At 69.3% G+C, this 22,094-nt stretch carries 17 protein-coding genes; 11 read left to right on the top strand and 6 right to left on the bottom strand.

Annotated features, from left to right (window positions below):
* The first annotated feature begins 16 nt into the window (after window positions 1-16).
* The 5 genes from G4D85_RS35320 (at window position 17) to G4D85_RS35300 (ending at window position 6,477) form a co-directional block, all read left to right on the top strand.
* Window positions 17-2,107 carry a 3-hydroxyacyl-CoA dehydrogenase NAD-binding domain-containing protein gene (locus G4D85_RS35320; protein ID WP_164018497.1) on the top strand — a complete coding sequence of 697 codons (2,091 nt, stop codon included), beginning with the start codon at window positions 17-19 and terminating at the stop codon, window positions 2,105-2,107.
* An 18-nt stretch (window positions 2,108-2,125) separates the two neighbouring features.
* Window positions 2,126-3,304: an acetyl-CoA C-acyltransferase gene (locus G4D85_RS35315; protein WP_164018496.1), complete on the top strand. Its 1,179-nt coding sequence runs from the start codon at window positions 2,126-2,128 to the stop codon at window positions 3,302-3,304.
* A gap of 2 nt (window positions 3,305-3,306) precedes the next feature.
* Window positions 3,307-4,512, top strand: coding sequence for an acyl-CoA dehydrogenase family protein (locus G4D85_RS35310; protein ID WP_164018495.1), 1,206 nt, complete (start codon window positions 3,307-3,309; stop codon window positions 4,510-4,512).
* Window positions 4,513-4,523: 11 nt separating this feature from the next.
* Window positions 4,524-5,666 (top strand): acyl-CoA dehydrogenase family protein, encoded by a 1,143-nt coding sequence (locus tag G4D85_RS35305; RefSeq protein ID WP_164018494.1) that lies wholly within the window; start codon window positions 4,524-4,526, stop codon window positions 5,664-5,666.
* Between the two features lie 166 nt (window positions 5,667-5,832).
* Complete coding sequence (locus G4D85_RS35300; RefSeq protein ID WP_164018493.1) at window positions 5,833-6,477, top strand: LysM peptidoglycan-binding domain-containing protein; 645 nt, start codon at window positions 5,833-5,835, stop codon at window positions 6,475-6,477.
* Window positions 6,478-6,604: 127 nt separating this feature from the next.
* On the opposite strand, the gene G4D85_RS35295 is transcribed toward G4D85_RS35300, so the two are convergent.
* Window positions 6,605-8,836, bottom strand: coding sequence for a zinc-dependent metalloprotease (locus G4D85_RS35295; RefSeq protein WP_164018492.1), 2,232 nt, complete (start codon window positions 8,834-8,836; stop codon window positions 6,605-6,607).
* Window positions 8,837-9,283: 447 nt separating this feature from the next.
* Between G4D85_RS35295 and G4D85_RS35290 the strand changes: the two genes are divergently transcribed.
* Window positions 9,284-9,643, top strand: coding sequence for a hypothetical protein (locus G4D85_RS35290; RefSeq protein ID WP_164018491.1), 360 nt, complete (start codon window positions 9,284-9,286; stop codon window positions 9,641-9,643).
* A 105-nt stretch (window positions 9,644-9,748) separates the two neighbouring features.
* Here G4D85_RS35290 and G4D85_RS35285 read toward each other — a convergent pair whose 3' ends face one another.
* Window positions 9,749-10,774, bottom strand: coding sequence for a helix-hairpin-helix domain-containing protein (locus G4D85_RS35285; RefSeq protein ID WP_164018490.1), 1,026 nt, complete (start codon window positions 10,772-10,774; stop codon window positions 9,749-9,751).
* Between the two features lie 170 nt (window positions 10,775-10,944).
* On the opposite strand from G4D85_RS35285, the gene G4D85_RS35280 reads away from it, so the two are divergent.
* Window positions 10,945-11,784 carry a tetratricopeptide repeat protein gene (locus tag G4D85_RS35280; RefSeq protein WP_205525841.1) on the top strand — a complete coding sequence of 280 codons (840 nt, stop codon included), beginning with the start codon at window positions 10,945-10,947 and terminating at the stop codon, window positions 11,782-11,784.
* Window positions 11,785-11,874: 90 nt separating this feature from the next.
* Window positions 11,875-13,032 (top strand): hypothetical protein, encoded by a 1,158-nt coding sequence (locus tag G4D85_RS35275; protein WP_164018488.1) that lies wholly within the window; start codon window positions 11,875-11,877, stop codon window positions 13,030-13,032.
* A 68-nt stretch (window positions 13,033-13,100) separates the two neighbouring features.
* Here G4D85_RS35275 and G4D85_RS35270 read toward each other — a convergent pair whose 3' ends face one another.
* The 3 genes from G4D85_RS35270 to G4D85_RS35260 all read right to left on the bottom strand — a co-directional run bounded on the left by G4D85_RS35270 (window position 13,101) and on the right by G4D85_RS35260 (window position 16,481).
* A complete protein-coding gene (locus G4D85_RS35270) occupies window positions 13,101-14,519 on the bottom strand; it encodes an APC family permease (RefSeq protein ID WP_164018487.1) in 1,419 nt (472 codons plus the stop codon).
* A gap of 71 nt (window positions 14,520-14,590) precedes the next feature.
* Window positions 14,591-15,595, bottom strand: coding sequence for an AraC family transcriptional regulator (locus tag G4D85_RS35265; protein ID WP_164018486.1), 1,005 nt, complete (start codon window positions 15,593-15,595; stop codon window positions 14,591-14,593).
* Window position 15,596: 1 nt separating this feature from the next.
* Window positions 15,597-16,481, bottom strand: coding sequence for an oxidoreductase (locus G4D85_RS35260; protein ID WP_164018485.1), 885 nt, complete (start codon window positions 16,479-16,481; stop codon window positions 15,597-15,599).
* A 337-nt stretch (window positions 16,482-16,818) separates the two neighbouring features.
* Between G4D85_RS35260 and G4D85_RS35255 the strand changes: the two genes are divergently transcribed.
* The 3 genes from G4D85_RS35255 (at window position 16,819) to G4D85_RS35245 (ending at window position 20,601) form a co-directional block, all read left to right on the top strand.
* On the top strand, window positions 16,819-17,019 hold the full coding sequence (locus G4D85_RS35255; protein WP_240359686.1) for a hypothetical protein: 201 nt from the start codon (window positions 16,819-16,821) through the stop codon (window positions 17,017-17,019).
* Window positions 17,020-17,313: 294 nt separating this feature from the next.
* Entirely contained in the window at window positions 17,314-19,212 is a 1,899-nt protein-coding gene (locus tag G4D85_RS35250) for a DUF4091 domain-containing protein (RefSeq protein WP_164018483.1), read from the top strand.
* A gap of 153 nt (window positions 19,213-19,365) precedes the next feature.
* Window positions 19,366-20,601 carry an SGNH/GDSL hydrolase family protein gene (locus G4D85_RS35245; protein ID WP_164018482.1) on the top strand — a complete coding sequence of 412 codons (1,236 nt, stop codon included), beginning with the start codon at window positions 19,366-19,368 and terminating at the stop codon, window positions 20,599-20,601.
* Window positions 20,602-20,650: 49 nt separating this feature from the next.
* On the opposite strand, the gene G4D85_RS35240 is transcribed toward G4D85_RS35245, so the two are convergent.
* Window positions 20,651-22,093, bottom strand: a complete 1,443-nt coding sequence (locus tag G4D85_RS35240) for an FAD-binding oxidoreductase (RefSeq protein WP_240359685.1) — start codon at window positions 22,091-22,093, stop codon at window positions 20,651-20,653.
* Between the last annotated feature and the right edge of the window lies 1 nt (window position 22,094).

Here is a 22,094-nt window from a genome sequence, read left to right as displayed (position 1 = left end):
CGAGAGAGGAGCTGACATGAGCAGCACCCACTACGCGCAGCACGGCAGTGTGGCCGTCATCCGCCTGGACAACCCGCCGGTGAACGGCCTCGGGCACGCGGTCCGCGACGGCATCGTGGAGGGGCTCCGGAAGGCGGAGGCGGACGCGGCGGTCAAGGCGGTCCTCCTCATCGGCTCCGAGCGGGCATTCTCGGGCGGCGCGGACATCCGGGAGTTCAACACGCCGAAGGCGCTCGCCGAGCCCAACCTCGGCACCGTCATCCACTACCTGGAGTCGTCCTCCAAGCCGGTCATCGCCGCCATCGGCGGAGCGTGCATGGGCGGGGGCCTGGAGCTCGCGCTCGGCTGCCACTACCGCGTGGCGCGGCCCGGGGCGCAGATTGCGCTGCCGGAGGTCAAGCTGGGCCTCCTGCCCGGCGCGGGCGGCACGCAGCGGCTGCCGCGCCTCATCGGCGTGGAGGCAGCGCTCAACCTGATTGTGTCCGGCGCCACCGTGCCCTCCGAGCAGCTCAAGGGCACGCCCCTCTTCGACCACTTCGTCGAGGGAGACCTGCTCGAGGGCGCGCTCGCCTTCGCCCGGGTCGTCGTCGAGGAGGTCCGGCCGCTCAAGCGGGTGCGGGACCTCACCGTGACTCACCCGAAGCCGGAGGCGTTCTTCCTGTACGCCCGCACGGCCGTCGGCGCGGCGTCCAAGAACTTCCCGGCGCCGCTCAAGTGCGTGGACGCGGTGGAGGCCGCCGCCACGAAGGACTTCGAGGAGGGCCTGCGGGTGGAGCGAGAGGCCTTCGTCAACCTCATGCAGACCTCCGAGTCGCGCGCCCTGCGGCACGCGTTCTTCGCCGAGCGCGCCGCCTCGAAGGTGGCGGGGGTGGCGGAGGATACGCCGGTCCGCTCCATCCAGACGGTGGGCATCATCGGCGCCGGCACCATGGGCAGCGGCATCGCCATCAACTTCCTCAACGCCGGCATCCCGGTGGTGCTCCTGGAGACGAAGCAGGACGCGCTGGAGCGGGGGCTCGGCTCCATCCGGAAGGTCTACGAAGGCCAGGTGGTCAAGGGGAAGCTGAAGGCCGACAAGGCCGAGCAGCGGCTCGCACTGCTCAAGCCGACCCTGTCCTACGACGACCTCCGCGAGGTCGACCTCGTCATCGAGGCGGTGTTCGAGGAGCTGGCCGTCAAGGAAGCCGTGTTCCGCAAGCTGGACGAGGTCTGCAAGCCCGGCGCAATCCTCGCGAGCAACACCTCCACGCTCGACCTGAACCGGATTGCCGGCTTCACGCGGCGGCCCCAGGACGTGGTGGGCGCGCACTTCTTCAGCCCCGCCAATGTGATGAAGCTGCTGGAAGTCATCCGTGGAGAGAAGACCGGCAGCGACGTGCTCGCCACCGTCATGCAGCTGGCCAAGACGCTCAAGAAGACCGCGGTGGTGTCGGGCGTCTGCGACGGCTTCATCGGCAACCGCATGATTGCCATGTACCAGCGCGAGGCGCTGCTGATGCTGGAGGAGGGCGCTTCCCCACAACAGGTGGATGACGCCATCGAGGCGTTCGGCTTCGCCATGGGGCCGCTGAAGATGGCGGACCTGGCGGGCGGCGACATCGGCTGGGCCATCCGCAAGCGCCAGTACGCGGAGCGCCCGGACATGCGCCGCGTGCTCATCGCCGACCGGCTGTGCGAGCAGGGCCGCTTCGGCCAGAAGACCGGCTCCGGCTTCTACCGCTATGAGCCCGGCCGCCGCGACGCCCTGCATGACCCGGTGGTGGACGGCGTCATCGAGGCGTGCCGCAAGGAGCTCGGTGTCACGCCGCGCACGCTGAGCAACGAGGAAATCGTCCAGCGCTGCGTCTTCGCGCTGGTGAACGAGGGCGCGCGCATCCTGGAGGAGGGCATTGCCCAGCGCGCCTCGGACATCGACCTCGTCTACCTGTCGGGCTACGGCTTCCCGGTCTTCCGTGGCGGCCCGATGCTCTACGCCGACTCCGTGGGGCTGATGAACGTGGTGCGAACGATGGAGGGCTTCGCGGCCAACCCTCGCGGCCACCGCGCGTTCTGGCAGCCCGCGCCCCTGCTCGCCCGGCTCGCGGCCGAGGGCAAGACCTTCAACTGACCTTCGCGGGAGAAATCCATGAACGACGTCGCAATCGTATCGACCGCCCGCACCGCGCTGGCGAAGTCCTGGCGCGGCGGCTTCAACATGACCCATGGCGCCACGCTGTCGGGCCACGTCATCCAGCACGCCGTGCAGCGTGCGGGCGTGGACCCGGCCGAGGTGGAGGACGTCATCTTCGGCTGCGCCCTGCCCGAGGGCTCCACCGGCAATGACGTGGCGCGCATGGCAGCCATCCGTGCCGGCCTGCCGGTGAGCGTCGCAGGCGTCACCGTCAACCGCTTCTGCTCCTCGGGGCTGCAGGCCATCGCCATGGCGGCCCAGCAGATCCTCGTGGACGGGGCGGGGGTGATGGTGGCCGGCGGGGTGGAGTCCATCTCCACCGTGCAGGCGAACCTCAACACCCGCTACCTCATGGAGGAGTGGCTGGCCCGGAACAAGCCCGAGCTCTACTGGAGCATGCTGCAGACCGCCGAGACGGTGGCGGCCCGCTACAAGATTTCCAAGGAGGCCCAGGACGAATACGGCGTGCGGAGCCAGCAGCGCGCCGCGGCGGCCCAGGCGGCGGGGCGGTTCAGCGAGGAGCTCGTCCCGTTCACCACGCTGATGGGCACCGCCGACAAGGCCACGGGCGCCCTGGGCACCCGCGAGGTGACGGTGGCCGCCGACGAGGGCATCCGCCCGGACACGACGCTCGCGGGGGTGACGGGCATCCGCTCGGCCGTGCCCGGTGGCGTGGTGACGGCGGGCAACGCGAGCCAGTTCTCCGATGGCGCCTCTGCCTGCGTGCTGATGGACGCGAAGCTCGCCTCCCAGCGAAACCTGAAGCCGCTGGGCTACTTCCGCGGCTTCGCGGTGGCCGGGTGCGAGCCGGACGAGATGGGCGTCGGCCCGGTGTTCGCCGTGCCGAAGCTGCTGAAGCGGGCCGGGCTGAAGGTGGACGACATCGGCCTGTGGGAGCTGAACGAGGCCTTCGCCGTGCAGGTGCTCTACTGCCGGGACAGGCTGGGCATCCCCGACGAGCGGCTCAACGTGAATGGCGGCGCCATCGCCGTGGGACATCCCTACGGCATGACGGGCGCGCGCCTGGTGGGGCACGCGCTCATCGAGGGCAGACGCCGAGGCGTGAAGCACGTGGTCGTCACGATGTGCGTCGGCACCGGCATGGGCGCAGCCGGTCTCTTCGAGGTGGCCTGAACATGGACCTGAACGACACGGCGGAGCAGGCAGCCTTCCGGCGCGAGGTTCGCGCGTTCCTCGCGGCCAGTCTTCCCCCGGACATCCGCAACAAGGTGCAGCACCGCCTCCGGCTCGGCAAGGAGGACACGGTCCACTGGCAGCGCATCCTTCACCAGCGCGGGTGGGGCGCTCCGGGGTGGCCGAAGGCGTTCGGCGGCACCGGCTGGAGCGCCATCGAGCAGCACATCTTCGAGGAGGAGGCCTCGGACGCGGGCGCGCCCCGGCAGCTCGACTTCGGGCTGCGGATGGTGGCGCCGGTCATCATGGCCTTCGGCAGCAAGGCGCAGCAGGAGCGCTTCCTGCCCGGGATTCTCAGCGGTGAGGACTGGTGGTGCCAGGGCTACTCGGAGCCGGGCTCGGGCTCGGACCTGGCCTCGCTGCGCACGCGCGCCGAGCGCAAGGGCCAGCACTACGTCGTCAACGGCCAGAAGGCCTGGACGACGCTCGGGCAGCATGCGGACTGGATTTTCTGCCTGGTGCGCACCAGCACGGAGGGGCGGCCCCAGGAGGGAATCTCCTTCCTGCTCATCGACATGAAGAGCCCGGGCATCACCGTGCGCCCCACCATCATGCTGGACGGTGAGCACGAGGTGAACGAGACGTACTTCGACGACGTCGAGGTCCCCGTCGAGAACCTCGTCGGCGAGGAGAACCGGGGCTGGACGTACGCCAAGTTCCTCCTGGGCCACGAGCGCACGGGGCTGGCCAACGTGGGCCAGTGGAAGCGGCTGCTCAAGCGGCTGGAGCAGGTGGCCCGCCGCGAGACGGCCTCCAGCGGGCGCCCGCTCATCGAAGAGGCGCGCTTCCGAGACAAGCTGGCGCAGCTGAAGGTGGAGCTGCTCGCGCTGGAGGTGACGCTGCTGCGCGTGCTGTCGGCGGAGGCGAAGGACGCGAAGAAGGGGCTGGGGCCCGTGGCCTCGGTGCTGAAGATAAAGGGCACGGAGATTGGCCAGGCCATCTTCGAGCTCACCCTGCAGGCCTGTGGACATGACGCCCTGGCGTACCTGCCCGAGGCGCTGGAGCCGGACTACTCGGGGCTCCGGGTCGGAGGCGAGCACGCGGCGGCCGCGGCGGGTGACTACTTCAACATGCGCAAGCTGAGCATCTTCGGCGGCTCCAACGAGATTCAGCGCAACATCATCTCCCAGATGCTCCTGGGCCTGTGAGGCGACCGGACATGGACTTCAGCTATACCGAGGAACAGCAGGCGCTTCAGGACTCACTCCGCCGCTTCCTGACGAAGGAGTACGACTTCGAGAAGCGGCGCCACATCTCGCGCTCCGCCGCGGGCTACAGCAAGGAGCACTGGAGGACGCTCGCCGAGATGGGCGTGCTCGGGCTCGGCATCCCCGAGGCCCACGGGGGGATGAACGGCAGCCCCGTGGACACCATGCTCATCATGGAGAGCTTCGGCCGCGCCCTGGTGGTGGAGCCGTACCTGCCCACCGTGGTGCTGTGCGCGGGGCTGGTGCGCGACGCGGGCTCGGAGGCGCAGCAGGCGGCGCTGCTTCCCGCCATCGCCATGGGCGAGCGGGTGATGGCCTTCGCCCACTACGAGCAGGGGAGCCGGTACGCGCTCGAGCACGTCGCCACCACGGCGAAGCGGGTGGAGGGCGGGTATGTGCTGAGCGGGACCAAGTCCCTGGTCCTTTCCGGGGCACAGGCCGGGGAGCTCATCGTCTCGGCGCGGACGGCCGGGGACGCGCGCGACAGGGCGGGGCTCTCGCTGTTCCTGGTGCCCCGCGAGGCCCCAGGCGTGAGCGTCCACGGCTACGTGACTCAGGACGGCGGGCGCGCCGCGGAGGTGAAGCTGTCGGACGTGCACGTGGGGGCGGACGCGCTGCTCGGACAGGAAGGCGGCGCGCTGCCCGTCATCGAGCGCGCGGTGGACCTGGCCATCGCCGCGCTGTGCGCCGAGGCCGTGGGCGCCATGGACGCGCTGGTCGAGACGACGCGTGAGTACCTCAAGACGCGCAAGCAGTTCGGCGTGCCCATCGGCAAGTTCCAGGTGCTCCAGCACCGGATGGCGGACATGCTGATTGCCACCGAGCAGGCCCGGTCCATGGCCATTGTCGCGGCGGTGAAGGTGCAGTCCGAGGATGCCGCCGAGCGGCGGCGGATGGTGTCCGCGGCCAAGGCGCTCGTGGGGCAGTCCGCGCGCTACGTGGGGCAACAGGCCGTGCAGCTCCACGGCGGCATGGGCGTCACGGAGGAGCTGTGCGCGGCCCACCTCTTCAAGCGGCTGACGGTCATCAACGCCACCTTCGGGGACGCGGACCATCATCTCGCACAGGTGAGCGACGGACTGCTGGTCGCGTGAGGGGCCAGGGATGACCCGCTGAATCCCATGTACCCGATTTTTCTAGGAATTCCTCGGGTTGCGTCCGAGGGCGCGGGGGAATTCCAAGAGATTGGGAAATTCGGGCGCAACTCCGCAAGGGACGTCGCGACAATGGGTCAAAGCTCTCTTCAGGGACCCCCCGCCCATGTCCAACTACCGCATCCGTCCCGGCGACACCCTCTCTGGCCTCGCCGCCCGCTTCAAGACCAGCGTCTCCGAGCTGGCGCGCGCCAACAAGATTGCCAACCCGAACCTCATCTACGCGGGAAGGACCCTGCGCATCCCGGGCCACTCCCGGAGCGACAGCTTCGAGCCCTCCAAGGGCGGCGGCACGAAGGGGACCGGCGGCACGAAGGGCGGCGGGCAGGTCAATGGGAGCAATGGCGCGAGCCCTGGCAGCGCGACTCCCGCGATGCGCAAGCTCGCGAACGCGGGCCGCGCGGCGGCGCTGGGCATGGGCGGGTACAACAGCCAGGGCCTGTGCGCCACCGGCGTGAGCCGGGCCATCCAGAACGCCTTCGGCTTCAAGGTCTGGGGCAACGGCAACCAGATTGACAACAACCTGCCGAAGGACAAGTTCAAGCAGGTCAACATGTCCCTCGAGGAGGCGCTGAAGATTCCGGGCCTCGTCCTCACCTGGGAGAAGACCTCGTCGCGCCTGGGCAGCATCTACGGCCACACCGCCATCACCACCGGCGACGGCCGCTCCTCCGTGAGCGACTTCATCGAGCGCAACACGCTGAATGCCGGTGGCCGTTCCGGGCTGAAGATCTTCATGCCGACGATGTAGCTCCGGCAGCACCGCGGGACACCGTCGCAATCAACGCCTCCGGGGCTGTCTCCCGGGGGCGTTGTCATGTCCGCCCCCGGAGGAAGTCACACCGTGGGCTTCCTCCAGGAGCGGCCGCGACAGTCCGTCAGTTGAAGTACGGCGAGGTGGCCAGGCGCAGGCGGCTGGCGAGGTCCTCCGCGTCCAGTCGCGCCTGCCCGGAGAGCCCTGGCAGGGACACCTCGACCGCGTCGCGCGCCTCGCGCAGCACGGTATAGGCGTCGTAGGTCTGGAGCTTCTTCAGGATGTCGATGGCCACGCGGCGCGTGGCCCGGCTGCGCACGCCGTCCAGGTTGAGCAGGTTGCCGCGCAGCTGTGTCAGCAGGGCCGGCGTGAAGAGCGCATTCGGCCGCGGGTCCTGCGTGAAGTAGTAGCCCCGGGCGAACCTGTCGTCCAGGTACAGTCGCTGGAGGACGCGCCGGGACTGGGTATCCGCCCTGGCGCCATAGCCGGGGAAGGCCGCCAGGGTCTCCGGGGCAATGGGGGCGAGCAGTCCCTCGGTGGCGATGTTCCAGGCGAGCAGCTTCTCCTGGCTGGAGCGACCCGAGCGCACGTACTGCAGCACGCCGTTGAGGTTCTCGTCGTCCGGAGCCCGTGCTCCCGTCTCCAGCGCCGCGCGGAGCTGTGCCTGATACATCGTCCCGTAGAAGAGCTCGAGCGGGTTGGCCGTGGTGTCATGCCTGTTGCAGTCCGCGTCCAGTGAGGTGTCGTCGTCCGTGCAGAACGCCTCCTCCGGTGGGCTGGAGGACAGTCCGTAGAGGTAGCGGATGGCGGACACGTCATACGGTCCCACCGCTCCACCACGGTAGGCCTGCTCCGGCGGGTACGCGTACTCCATCACCGAGGAAGCGGGGAACGTCAGCGAGCCCTTGAAGTTGTGGCGCAGGCCGAGCGTGTGGCCAATCTCGTGCATCATCACATTCGTGATGATGCGCTCTACACGCTCCTTGGGTGTCATGGGCGGCAGCGTATCCGTGAGCGCGGACATGTGCTCCTCATGCCCCGCCAGCGCATTCGGGATTTCCAGCTCGCACAGCCGCTCGGGTGCCATGCCGTTCCACCCCAGCGTGAGCCGGGTGCCGGGCGTCTTCTCCACCTCGGGTGTCGCGAGCGCCGCCCCACCGATGAACACCGCCACGTCCAGCCAGACGATGGACAGGTACACATTGGCACCGATGATTTCTCCGGTGTTCGGATTGGAGCGGAGGTCCGCGAAAGCGCCGGAGTAGGTCCGGTCCGGGTCGAAGAGGATGAAGTTCCGGTCCAGGTCGCCCGCGGACTCCCCTGGCTGCGCCAGTCGAACGGAGAGCGCCGGAAAGCCGAACGCCTCGTTCCATAGCTCCACGCCCCGCTTCACCGCGCCGAGGAAGTCGTAGTCGCTGTAGCGCGGATCCTGCTGCAGCTTCACCAGCGTATCGGAGATCACCCAGGTGATGGGTTGCATCCCTGGCCGGACGTTCCACTTCACGGGTACCTGTGCGGTGTGGAGCCCGCTGTTGGGGATGATCCGGGGCTTGCTGAGGAAGTAGTACGCGAGCGGCGGCTCCGGTGGCACCGTGTAGCCCTCACCCTCCTGGTAGCGCCGCAGCTCGACGGAGAGCGTCGCGGTGACCCGATAGGGGTAGGCGGAGCCCGGGCTCTCGAAGGACGTCGCATGGCCGGTGACGAGCTTCTCGAAGGCCATGCCGGTGTCCAGCCGCCGGAAGCGCCGGGCGAAGGCCAGCTCCACCTCGAAGCTGGGGCCGTAGCTTGGCCCCAGGCTGTTCACTCCGACGAAGCGGTCCAGGCCCGCGGCCGGGTCGAAGAGGATGTAGTCCTCCGAGCCCGACAGTCGGTTGAAGGCGGGCTCGTCGGTGATGATGGGCCACGCCTCGATGACCTCGTCGGGCTTGAAGAGGTCAGTGCGCACCTTCGTGTCATCCACGTCGAACGCATACAGCCTGCCGTTCTGTACCTGGAAGGACACCACGCGCACGCCCAGCGCGCTGGGGACGTTGCCGAACTCGGACGAAGGGGTTTCCTGCTTCAGGTAGACGGACATGAACCAGCGCTTGCCCAACTCCGCCTTGCGGAGCGCCAGGTAGAACGTTCCATCGCCGCCCGCGCGGCGCGCGTCCGGAGTCACGCCGAGGCCCAGGCGCAGGCGCTCCCACGACTCGGCGCTCAGCTCGCGCGGCACCGAAACGAAGGGGCCTTCGAGCACCTGCCCGGCGTGCTCTTCAGCGACTCCCGTTCCCTTGTCACAGGCGCTGGCCAACAAGGACAGCGCACACAAGATGCACAGGAGGCCGCGTGGCGCGGCCGCTGTTCGTATCGACATGGAGTCCCCCTCAGTACCGAGCATGGATGCCGTGCTCAGGCAGTGCGGTCTCCGATGAATGCCGTGCCGCCGGGAGGCATATCGACGAAGCAGGACCTGCCGGTACGAATTCCTGAGATGGCGTCCGGGTCGGGCCCTCATAGAGGTCCGAGCCTGAATTCCTCACCGGGCGCCTGCAGCCCCTCTCCGGCACGCGGGCGACGTGGCAGGTCTACAAGGGTGCGAACGGCTCATGCGTCGCCAACACCCAGGCGCGCTCGATTGGCGTGCGCATGGCCTTCACGGACCTCATCGCCAACAAGAAGGTCGTCCTCGCATGAGCGCCCGCATCCATTACTAGCGGCAGAGGCGCTCCGGTGCCGGACTGCGTGATTACCGATTGCGCGCTGCCGCGCAGTGGGACCGGGTGGGTTGATACTGAATTACATTTGATTCTACGCTGCCTGGATGAACCGACGACCGAGCTGGATGTGGCGCTGTGCATTGGTGATTGCGACCCTGGGACTGGGCGCATGCAACGCGGGAGACCTCCAGCCGGACGAGGAGGAGATGCTCGGGAGCTCCGAGGCCGCGGTGTGCACGGTCTGCGGCACGACGCGGTACACCAGCACCCGGTATGGCGAGGGCGCCACCTGTGGAAGCGCGGCCACCCAGGCCCGCAGCCTGCTCGCGTCGAGCATGGCGTCGCGGTGTCCGACGGGCACGTGCAACGTCGTGAACACCCTGGGCGAGTGTGAGCCGCTGGGCTCCAGCCGCCTGGATGGCTTCCGGATGGACGTCTCCGCGACCTACTCCTGCTGCGGGTAGCCCGGGACGGCCGCCGAGCGCCTCCGGCGCCGCTTGGGTGTCGCGCCGCGCTTCAAGGCCCAGGTCGGAGAGGAACCTGGGCCTTTCATCAGGGCGAGGGTGGACTCACTCGCTCCAGTAGGTCTCGGTCATCACGCTGAAGCCGTTCACCGTGTCGACGAAGATGGCGATGTTGTGTCCGCTCCAGGGGTCGTTCGAGTAGCTGAAGTAGCAGCCCTTGAACGCGCGTCCCGCGATCCGCTCGTCGAGGTTCGCCAGACCGGCGGAGACCACGCTGCTGGGAAGCTGGTTGCTGCGGTTGGCGGTGTTCACCGTGCTTACGACTTCGGCGCGTACCTCGGCGGCGTTGGCCAGGTACGGACGGACGGTCGCTTCATACGGGACGCTGCTCGGCTCGAGCCCGAAGCACTCCAGCCCGCCGGTGCGGTAGTAGCGGCCCGTGACGACCTCCCACCAGTCGAAGTGGCGGGCCATCTTCGCGCCGTAGTCGGGCTGCGGCAGCGCGTTCACCGCCGCGATGAGGGCCTCCAGGGGGCGGCTCAGCGTGGCCGAGTTGCGGATGTTCCGGAGGCTCACCTCGCCAATCCCCGCCACGTTCGAGATGGCCTGGGCGGAGGAGAAGGGGCGCAGGTTGAGGAGGCTCGCGGCCCCATTCCACGCGTCCGGCAGGATGTCGTGCAGCTCCGAGTCGGGGACGCTGTTGACCAGCGACACGATGGCCGCGGCGTCGTCGGCGGAGACCGCGAGCTCGTCCATGATGCCGACGCAGCTGGGGCCGATGTAGCTCTGGGCGCGTGCGCCGCCCTCGAGCTGCTCGAGACGCGCCGGACCGACTCCCGAGACCGCGGAGACCTCCGCCAGCGTCACGAACGGCGACACCGTGCGCCGGGCGATGAGGTTGGTGGCGACGTCGCTCGGCAGGTACGCATCCAGCGTCTGGAACGACGCGCCGTTGACGAAGTTGATGATGCCCTGGCACTCCGGGGCGACATCCACGTCCGTGGTGGTGAGCGGCGACTGCTGGCGCTCGACGGAGGAGGACTCGAGGGACTCGGAGGGCGGTTCGGATTCAACACCACCGCAACCGGCGAGCATGCTCACAGCAAGAAGGGCTGAGCCAAGATGACGCATCGGGGACTCCTCAGGGGGAAACAACAAAAAAGCCGGCTCAATACACCAGACTGCTCTGACTCATCCCGAGGGTGGGACCGCTGGCCGGACTTCCGTGTCACAGCGCGGTGAACAACCTTGAGTACAGCCAGGCGTCAGCCGTGATTGAATACCCGCGAATGGATACCTCCGTGGCCCGTCGTGGCGCACTCCTTGCCGTACGCTGGTGGGTGACGCTGCTGCCTTGTGTGCTGGCGGCCTGCGCCACCACCTCCTCTTCGGGCGTGGAGGCGCCCCCCGATCTCCCGTCGCTCTGCGACTCCGGTGACCTGAGCGCCTGCGAGGCCTGGGGCCAGCAGCTCCTCGGCGAAGGCCGACGGGAAGAAGCAGCGGCGGCCTATGGCCGGGCCTGCCAGCGGGGTTACACGAGGGCCTGTCTGACGGAAGGCCGGCTGCGGATGGAGCACGGCGACCTGGACGGAGCGGAGCCGCCGCTGCGCAAGTCCTACGACGACAACATGCAGGAGGGCGCGTACGCCCTGGCGGACCTCCAGCTGGCGCGAGGTGACGACGCGGGCGCGGCCCGCCTGCGTGACGATGCGCTCTCCATCGACAAGTCCGTGGTGGAGCTCGTCCTGGGGTACCGCTTCGGGATGGGGGGTGGCAGTGGCGTCGCGATGGACGTGAACGTGCAGCCCATGGCGTTCCTCGCGCGGCGCCTCAACGTGGGCGTGAACATGACGGTGTCGACCACATACTCGTCACGAGTGGACCTGAACGGGTTCGTCGGCTACCAGTACTTCGTGTCGGACTGGGCGGCGCCCTACGCGCGGTTGCTCTCGGGACCTCAGCTGAACTCCAGGGGCGCACGGTTCAACGTCGGAGTGGAGGCGGGGATGAAGCTCTTCTCCGGGCCGCTGGGGCATCTGGGCGTCGCCGTGGGAGGCTCGCGCTTGGGCTCCACGTACATGATGGTGGAGCTGGGCCTCGACTGGATCCTGGCCCTGGCGATTCTCGCCCACATGCCCTGAGCACGGCACGCGTCGCGGCGCCGCCGCGTGATGGGAGACCGAGCAGTGGGGCTCTTGCCCTGGCCGTGCCGTCGTTCCAGGCTCGGACACATGGGTCCAGCTCCCTCGCCTCGTTCCTCCCTGTTCCGGCGACTCGCACGCGCGGGAGCGAGGGAGGGACTGTCGCTGCTGCTGCTGTTCGCGGTGGCCGGCTGCGCGCCCAGGCTCAAGCTGTCGGATGGCTTGCTGAGGGCGGATGCGGGCCGGACCACGCTGGTCTACCTGCACGGCACTGACCTGGTGAGAAGGCAGGGGGAAGTGGAGCAGCGCATCCCGCTGGCGCGCTTCGGCTGCATCCCGGAGCGGAGCCTCTCCTATTCGCAGGTCTTCGAGCTCTTCTCCGGTGGCACGCGGGCGGTCGTGTTCTCGAAGCAGAGCAATATGGGGGGCTTCGACCTGTTCGGCCATGCGGGCCGGAGCGTTACCGCCTCGTGTGTCCTCGACCTCGAGCGCCAGGAGGGCATCCCGCTGAAGGGCAGGGTGCCGCCGGACAGCTACCTGCTGAGCGCAAGGCGCGGCGGCGTGCGCGTCCACGTGGGCGTCACCACCGGGAGGATCTACGCGTGGCCGGACTTCCCGGTGTTCGACAAGCTGGAGGTCATTGATCTGGCGGCGGGCCGTCAGGTCGCCATGCCACTCCCAGTGGAGCGCGAGAAGTGTGACGTCGTGGAGACGCGCACGGAGCTACTCGTCGCCTGCGTCCAGGACGTCGATGACAAGGGAGGCGGGCAGGTGGTGCTCGCCCGGTACGGCCTGGAGGCGTGGCCGCCGGACGAGCTCGGTCGCTCCACGATGAACGTCGCTCCGGGCCGCGACATCGAGTCCGTGTCGTTCTTCCCCGACGGTCGACACCTCGCCTGCATCGACCAGGGGACGACGCAGGACGGCCGGCCGGACGACCTGCTGGACATCCGGAACGTAGCCACGGGCGAGGCCGCGGTGTTCTTCAAGGGCCTGTCCTGGATTGGCGCCGCCATCGTGGAGCCCACCGCGGATGGGGAAGGCTTCCTGCTGGCCGAGCGGGTGACGCCGGAGACGGGCGGGTCGGATGTCGGGCGGGTCCGGCGGTACGGCTTCGATGGCTCGCTGCGAGGAACGTGGGAGCTGAAGGACCCGCCCTACGCGGTCATCGCCCCGTCGGACGGCAAGGGGTTCTGGGTCGGGTTCTACAACGAGGCCCGCTGGTTCGAGCTGAAGGCCCGGCCGTGAAACACGCGGGGCCTGGATGACGGCGGGCCCCTTCGACATCGCGCCCCGTGCCAGGTCCGGCTGGTGCGCTACGGCTCTCCCACGGCCTTCACGCTCACTGCCGGGGTCTCGGCCCGTTCGCCCTTGCGGCGACGCCAGTACAGGAACACGGGCACGCCCGCACCGAGCAGCAGCGTGCCCTTGAGCGCGTTGAGAGGGTTGGAGGCCGCCGAGCCCAGCACGACGTACAGCGCCGCCGCGATGAAGAGGAGCGGAGTGACGGGGTAGCCGGGCACCCGGTACGCAACCCGGGGCACGAGCCCCTGCCGCTCGCGGGCGCGATAGACGAAGAGCGTGGCGGCCGTGGCGCCGAAGACGAGCCAGTCGGCGAAGACGACGTAGTCGAGCAGCTCTCCGTAGGTCCCCGTGCCGGTGAGGAGGATGGCCCAGACGGCCTGGAAGAGGATGGCCGTGGTGGGCGTGCGGTAGCGCGGGTGCAGCCGGGCGAGCTGGGGGAAGAACAGCCCGTCCGAGGCCATGGCCTGATAGACGCGCGGCGAGACGAGGATGACGAGGTTGAGGAACCCGAAGGTGGAGAGGGCCACGCCCGCCGTGATGAACGTGCGCCCGCCGGGGCCCAGGAGCTGGCCGAGCGCGTCCGCCGCCGGGGCGCTGCTCGCCGCGAGCCCCGCCGCGCCGAGCGTGCGCAGGTAGGTGAGGTTCGCCAGCAGGTACACCGCCACCACTCCGATGACCCCCAGCAGGAGCGCGCGTGGCAGGTTTCTCTCCGGGTTGACCATCTCCTCGGCCACGAAGTTCGTCTGCTGCCACCCGCCGTAGCTGAACAGCACTGGGACGAGCGCCGCGCCCATGGCGAGCACGATGGAGTCAGGGGCCTCCGGGGCGGAGACTGCCTCCACCACCGCGGGAACGGGCACGGTCATCAACAGGCCCGCGCCCACGAGCACGGCGAGCGCCACCAGCTTGAGCACGGTGAAGACGTTCTGCGTGAGTGCCCCGGGGCGCACGCCGAAGTAGTTCACTCCGGAGAGCAGGACGATGGCTCCGACGGCGAGCGGGAACCGGTAGTCGGGCCCGAGGCCCGTCAGCGCGAGGGTGTAGTTGGCGAACGTCACGGCCACCGCGGCGATGGCCCCGGTGGCAATCATGAGCATCATTCCCCAGGCGTTGAGGAAGGCCGGCAGCGGGCCGAAGGCGTCGCGCAGGTAGACGTAGCTGCCTCCCGCCTTCGGAATGCGCTGCCCCAGCTCTCCGTAGACGAAGGCCCCGATGAGCGCCACCCCGCCTCCGAGCAACCACACGCCCAGGGTGAGTCCCGGCGTGTGCACGCGCTGCGCGACGATGGCGGGGTTGAGGAAGATGCCCGAGCCGATGATGCCGCCGATGACGAGCATCACACCCGAGAAGAGGCCGACGCGCCGCGCATAGCCGTCACGCGACTCGCCTGGCCGGGCTCCGGCTTCATCCGTAGGAGGGGAAGGGCGCATGGGCCGCCGAGCATAGCCCGCCGACGGTGGCCCGTTGCTCCGTGGCTCGTTGCTCGGTGGGTCTGGCGTGTTCAGGCTCGACTGCGCTCGGCCCCACGCCAGCGGCCAGGCGTCGTGCCCTCCCACCCGTGGAACGCACGGACGAACGAGTTCAGCTCCTCGTAGCCCAGCAGGAACGCAACTTCGCTGGCGTCGAGGTCGGTGCTCGCGAGAAGCCGACGCGCGGACTCGTGGCGCACCTCGTCGAGCAGTCCTTGATAGGTCGTCCCTCCTTCCCCGAGCCGGCGCTGGAGCGTGCGGGGGCTCAGGTGCAGCTCCCTGGCCAGCTTGTCCACGGAGGGGCGTCCGCCACTCATGCCCCGACGGAGCGCCGCCCGGACGTCATCCGCCAGCGTACGGTGTCCCAGTCGCTCGTTCAGCGCGGCCTCGAGCCCTGGCACGAGGAGCGTCAGCAGGTCCGCGTTGTGGGTCACGAACGGTTCGTCCAGTGCTTGCGCGTCGAAGACGAGGAGGTCGACGGGCGCGTCGAAGCGGACGCCGCACCCGAAGTGGCGGGTGAGCAGCGCCGCGTCGGAGTGACGCCTCGCGAGCTCGAGACGCCGCGGGACGAGCGGCTTGCCCGTGCCACGGCGGGCGAGCGTGAGCGTCGAGGCGAACGTGGCATCCACCAGGAACATCGGCAATGGGCCTTCGGCCAGCACCCAATGGAAGCGGAGCCGCGCCTCGCCCTTGTCGACCTCGACGGTGACTTCTTCCGGGCAGACGACGCGCTTGTACCGTGCGAACTTCTTCATCGCCTCTCCGAAGGTCGGCGAGTGGAGCGCGGCCATCGACGCGACGTCGTACTGGTGCGACCGTGCCTCGGAACCCACCCGCAGGCCGACGTCTCGCCCGCCCCCGACGGCTTCCACGGCATGCCAGAACGCCATGAACTCGCGGGTGGTCAGGTGCGCCTTGGGCTCCTGGAACCGCGAGAGCAGGATGCCGGCATGCCGCAGTAGACGCTCGATGTCGATGCCGAGCGCCGCGAAGCGGTCAATCAGGCCGCTCGGTACGGGGACGAGGTCGGCGCGCACGTCAACTCCTCTTCGTGAGCAGCATCCTGGCGACGGGGGTTTCGGCGAAGTCCACCAGGCCATCGTAGTCCGTCGACTGGCTGAGCGTCTTCCACCGGGCATCTTCCTCCGCGCGCTGCGCGGCGACGACTTCCGCGAGGAACACGGCGTCGGAGCCGAGGAGGAGCCGGAGCGGGGGCTGCGGCTCCGACGCAAGCTGGAGGATGGCCCGCGCGGCCTTCGCGGGGTCGCCGCGAATGGCGTCGGCGTGCTTGCGGACATTCTCCATGAACGCACCGACGGTCGGCTTGTACGCGTCGCTGACCGTGTCCACGCGCATCGACGCGCCCGCCCAGTCGGTGCGGAAGCCGCCGGGCTCGATGATGGTCACCCGGATGCCGAGCGGAGCGACCTCTTTCGCGAGGACCTCCGAGAAGCCCTCCACGGCCCACTTCGCGGCCTGGTAGGACGCGAGCCCGGGGCTCCCCGTGCGCCCGCCGATGGAGGAGACCTGGAGGATGTGCCCGTCGCGCTGGGCACGCAGCACGGGCAGCACCGCGCGCGTGACGTTCATGACCCCGAAGAAGTTCGTCTCGAACTGCTCGCGGAAGTCGTCCTCCGCCACGTCCTCGATGGAGCTCAGGTTCGCGTAGCCCGCGTTGTTGACGACGACGTCGATGCGACCGAAGACGGAGACGGCCCTGGCGACGGCCGCACGCGCGGCGGCGGCGTCAGTCACATCGAGCGCGACCGGGAGTACCCGCTCGCCGTATTGCTCGATGAGCTCTCGCAGTTGCTCCGGCTTGCGTGCCGTGGCGATGAGACGGTGGCCGGCTGCCAGCACGGCCTTCGAGAGGTCGCGACCGAGACCGCGAGAGCTTCCAGTGATGAACCAGACCTTCGACATGGGAACCATCCTTTGACGTGCCGGAACTCCGGCACGCCAAGAGTCACGAGCGGCGCGCCGCCGTGCCAATCGGATGGCGCCAAAGAATCATCGGATTGCGCCACCTCCGGGTCATGGGACTGGGAGGGTGCCGGGCCGTCCGACGAAGCGCGGATGGCTCTCGCGTTCTGAACAGTGGTTGGAGAGGCGGGATTGCCGTCACTTGTTGCAGCTGCAAGAACCCGGGATTTCCCGCCTGACCAAACTGGAGGTTCCCTTGTTGCGACTTCTGAGTGTTGTGGCTCTGTGTGTGGGGCTCACGGCTTGCGGTACGGAGTCCGTCGAGGTCGACGAAGGGTTGGAGACCCGCCGTCAGGGGCTCGCCTGTGTGACGGGCACCGGCTACTGCCCTGGCACCACGACCTGCGCCTACTTCCCGGATGACCCGAACGAGGGCCTTTGCCGTCCCAGTTGCGTCAACGGCACCTGCCAGTTCACCACCCAGACCTGCTGCACGCAGCCCAACGGCGCGCCGTACTGTAACAGCGTCTGTTTCTAGCGTTGCAGCAGAAGGCAGGAGCACTTCGCCTGGATTCAAGGCCCCGGGTTCCTCGCGGAACCAGGGGCCTTTCTTCATTCCCATCGCTGACAGGAGAAGGTCGACATCTCATCTCCTGCGGGGCGATGATGAATTAGCGGTCCGGAGTCGCACGGGGGGCCGTGCCTGCTCGCCCGGTGGGTGGGCGTTGTCACAGTGGCAAGCGGCGGCTGGTTGCTCGGGCCACGGACAGGCGTTCAATGGCCGCGAGGGCCGTACGGGATGCCATGCCGGTGTGTAGCCAGTTTCACCCGCATGCTCTCCGCCTTCCGAAGCTTCGTGCGCCTCCTGGTGCTGCTTGCCGTACCGGCCTTCGCAGCCGAGCCCACCGTCTGGGGAGAGGGGGCCATGGTGAAGGTGCGTCCGGACGCCGAGCCGCGCACCCAGGCCGAGGTCCACCTCACCGCGGCACGCAATGAGTTCGTGTCCTTCCAGGTGGCGCTGCACGGTGGGGCCTCGGGGCTTCGTGGGGTGCGCGCGTCGCTGCCCGGTCTGGAGGGCCCCGCGAGCATCGGCGGCACGGACGTGACGCTGTACCGCCAGGACTTCCTCACCACCACGCGCCGCTCCGTTCCGGAAGCCCAGCTGGGGCGCTGGCCGGACGCACTGGTTCCGGATACGGATGAGGTGGCGGGCGAGGCTCGGCGGGCCTTCCCCTTCGACGTCACGCCTGGCGAGGCCCGCGCCATCTGGGTGGACGTGCACGTGCCCGACGTCAGCCCGCCGGGGGACTACGTGGGCACCGTGGCGGTGGAGGCGGATGGGGGCTTCCGCGCCCAGGTGGCCGTGCGCCTCACGGTGGTGGACGCGGAGTTGCCGAGCACGCCGTCTCTGGCCACGGCCTTCCTGCTATGGCCTCCGCATGTGTGTCGCGCGCACTTCGGACGCGAGGACTGCACTCCTGCCGAGCTGGAGCCGCTGCTGACCCGCTATCAGCTGATGGCGCTGGAGCATCGCATCACCCTGTCGAGCCTCTTTCCTCGCAGCCCGTGGCCGCCGGACTGGAAGGCCTTCGAGGCGACGTGGGGCCCGTACCTGGACGGCAGCGTGGAGTCGCGCCTGCCCGGCGCGCGCATGACGAGCATCCAGTATGTGGGGCCGCCCACGGCGGAGGGGTTGGCGGACTTCGCCGCGCACCTGCGCGCTCGTGGGTGGCTCGAGCGGGCGTATGACTACGTGGGCGACGAGCCGCCGTACGGCACGCCCTTCGCGGAGGTGCGCTCGCGCGCGGAGCTGGCGCGGCAGGCGGCTCCGGGGTTGCGCACGCTGGTGACGACGAACGCGCGTGAGCTGAAGCGGCACGAGTTGGAGGGGCTCATCGACCTGGCGGTGCCACTGGTCAACCACATGGACGGTGCGGAAGGGCCGTTCAAGGGAGACCAGCGGACGGCGTACGCGGACTTCCTGAAGCGGCCCGGCGCGGACCTGTGGCTGTACCAGAGCTGCATGAGTCACGGCTGCGCGTATGGCACCAACGCGCCGGAGAACAAGCCGGGGGTAGGTTGGCCCTCGTACATGGTGGACCGCTCGGCGGCGAAGGCGCGCGCGATGGAGTGGGTGACGTTCCTGGCAGGTGGGACGGGCGAGCTGTACTACCAGACGGTGGGGATGCTCACGTCGGCGTGGACGGACCAGTTCCGCTTCAACGGCAACGGCGACGGGACGCTCTTCTATCCGGGGACGCCCGCGAGGATTGGCGGGAGCACGGACGTGCCGGTGGCGTCGCTGCGCCTGAAGCTCATCCGCCTGGGCGTGCAGGACTTCGAGTGGCTGAAGGCCGTGAGCGATGCGGGAGACCCGGACTTCGCGCGGCGGGTGGCGCGGGAGCTCATTCCGGCCGCCTCGCGCGTCTCGGATGATGGTGCGGCCTTCGAGGCCGCACGGCTCAAGCTGATTCAGCGCTACCTGGAGCTGACCGGTGGCACGGAGGAGGATTCGGACGTGGCCGGGCCGCCGCCTGAGTCGCGGCCCGAGCTGCCTCCGCCGGAGGAGGCGCCCGTGGCCGCGGGAGTCGACTCCGAAGCCGCGGCGAAGGGCGGGTGCAGCACGGGCGGTGGCCCCACGGCGCTGGCCGGGATGCTGGGGCTCCTGGGCGTCGCGTTCAGGTCGTCCCGCCGTGCGCGCGTGCCAGTCCGTGCGCGGCGGGGTCGGTAGTCGCCGGGCTCGAAAGGCGCTCAAGGAGAAGGCGCTCGGGAAGGAGCACCTGAGCGCCGCGTTCGCCGCCTGCAACCCACGCGGGGGGCCTGATATGTCTCCTGGCTCCAGCCACTCCTCCGAGCGAGTCACGCGCCTGGACGAGGAACGAGCATGAACTGGTGGAAAGCGGTACTCGGCTTCGGACTCTGCGTGTCGATGACGGCATGCAGGGCGCCCCTGCGCTCACCGGAAGGCAGCGCCGACGCCAACGGGGTACCGAGCGCCTCCCGCGATGCCGGGAATCCGTCCGAGGACGCGCTGATGTGGGTGACTGTGCCGGCGTCCGACTCGCGGCTGCAATACACGGGGCGGCTGTACCGCTCCGGCGCCGGAGTCGTGTTCTCCCATCCCGGCGTGACGATTCGCGCCCGTTTCCGGGGCGACGCGGTGCGGATGCGGCTCAATGACGCTGGGGCCGGTGGCGACGCGACCACGAACTACTTCGACGTGAGCATCGACGGCGGGCCGCCGACGCCGCTCGCGGTCCGGAGCAGCCAGCCCCTCTACACGCTGGCCACGGGGCTCGCGGTGGGCAGCCACACGCTCGAAATCGTCAAGCGCACGGAGACCTCCGTGGGCCACAGCGAGTTCGTGGCGCTGGAGGTCCATGGACAGCTCGAAGACCCGCCGCCGAGGCCCGGACTGCGGATGGAGATGGTCGGCGACTCCATCACCTGCGGCTACGGCAGCGAGGTTTCGCTCATCCCGGATTCACCCTCCTGGATGGCGCCGGTCTTCACGTCGAAGAACGAGAACCCCCGGCTGAGCTATGGCTGGCTCACGGCCAGGAGCCTGGGCGCGGAGCTGGTGACCGTCTGTTATTCGGGGCACGGGGTGTACCGCAACCTGGACATGTCGACGTCGGAGTTGCTGCCAGCGCTCTACGAGCTCGCGGTGCCAGGGCATCCCGTCGCCTGGGACTTCGCGCGCTACTCGCCCGATGTAATTGTCATCAACGCCGGTACCAACGACGCCTTCGCCGGCAGCGGCACCGCCGGGTTCCTCCCCGACGAGACGGCGTTCAAGACGGAGTACCGGAGGTTCCTCGCGAGGCTTCGTGCACTGCACCCGAGCGCACGCATCGTGTGCACCCTGGGCAGCATGACGGACGGCTACAAGCAGCAGGAACAGAATGGCGCCGTGACGTCCGTGCACGTCGGCGAGTGGATTACCGAGTTGGTGGCGGAGCGCAATCGCGCGGGGGATGCCCGCGTCTATCGCCACCTGATGGCCGTGCAGCTTCCCGAGGTCGATGGCGTCGGTGAGGACTGGCATCCGTCGGCCTCCACGCACCAGAAGATGGCGGAGGCGTTGACGCGGTTCCTCCGGGAGACAGTGCTTCGCTGAGGGCCCGCCGGCCCGAGCGCCGTCCTGCGCGAGCTGCGTCAGGGGGCTGTCACGGAACGGGGAGGCTCTGGGCGTGACGGAAGACGTTGCGCGGGTCGTACTGGTGCTTGAGGCGCTGCAGGCGCGGAAGGCTGTCCCCGTAATAGGCGCGGTGCGGGTCGTCCAGCCGCAGGTCCGCGTAGCCCTGGTAGACATGGCCATTGGCGTGACGGCGCACCGTGGCCTGCGAGCCATCCACCCACTCGCGTGCATGCTCGCGCAGCTCTTCCGACGACCGGGCGCCCACCACCGTGGTGTGGCGAATCATCATGCGCGCCTTCCGGTGGATGAAGCTGGAGCGCCCGTTGGCGCGCGCATACGCGCCTCCCCAGGGGATGAGCTCGAGCTCGCGGTGCTGCGCATAGCGGCGGTCCGCCTGGAACTGCTCGACGCACGCCCGGATGGCCTCCGGGCCCAGGGGCTCATCGAAGAAGTTGGAGCGGGTGAACTGGTAGCCCGTTTGTCTGTAGGGAAGGCTGGGCAGCCACGCCGGGGCCGTCTCGTGGTCGAGGAGTCCGACGAGGTAGTCTGCCGCCTCCGCTGGCGGAAGGCGCCACGTGCGCAGGCCCGAGGCCAGCGGCCCAAGGTGGCGCTCCAGCGCCGACAGGTGGTTCGCGGCGCTCGCCTCGTCGCCGAGGATGACGCCGAAGAGCTCCACGCCGCACGGCAGCTCCGGGTCGTCCGGCGCGACGAGGCCAAGCTCCAGATTGACGTCTGCCTCCGCCTCGGGGGCGTGCCGTTGCCAGAGCTCCATCAACGCGGCGGCCTCTGTCAGCGCCCACCTGCCGTTGACGACGGTGAGCGCCTCCAGGGGAGCCGTGCGCAGCGTCAGCTCGGTGACGATGCCGAAGCCGCCGGTGCCGGCGCCGCGAAGCGCCCAGAAGAGGTCCGGCGCCTCGTCCGCGCTGACCTGGAGCACGCGGCCGTCGGCGCAGACCACCCGCATGCGCTCAACCTGGTCGGTGGTGAGCCCGTGGCGGCGCCCGAGGAAGCCGAAGCCCCCGACGAGCGCGAGGCCGCCGATGGCGACCCAGGGACAGCCGCCGGTGGGCACGACACGGCCCACGGAGGCCAGGCGCTTGCTGACGTCGCAGGAGCGGGCGCCCGGGCCAACCACGGTGACGCCCTCGCGGGGCTCGACCGGGTTGAGCTCCGAGAGGTCGACGACGACCGCCGCGCTGGTGGACAGGTCGGCGAAGCAGTGCCCTCCGCTTCGCACCGAGAAGGGCAGCTCGTGCCGGAGGAGGAACTCCAGCGTGCGTTGGACGTCCGCGGTGTCCTGGCAGCACACCAGGGCCTGGGGAGGCGCCAACGGTCGTCCGGCCGCGAACTGCTTGCTCGCCAGGAGCAGTCGCTCATCCCCCGGAAGAATCACCGCGCCCCGGAGGGCCCCTCGGAGCGGGGCCCAGTCCACGTCCTGGCTGCGCGCTTCGGCTTCAGTCGAGGTCTTCATC

Source organism: Pyxidicoccus trucidator, from assembly GCF_010894435.1.
GTDB lineage: Bacteria > Myxococcota > Myxococcia > Myxococcales > Myxococcaceae > Myxococcus > Myxococcus trucidator.
This window is presented reverse-complemented; position numbering and strand designations above follow the sequence as displayed.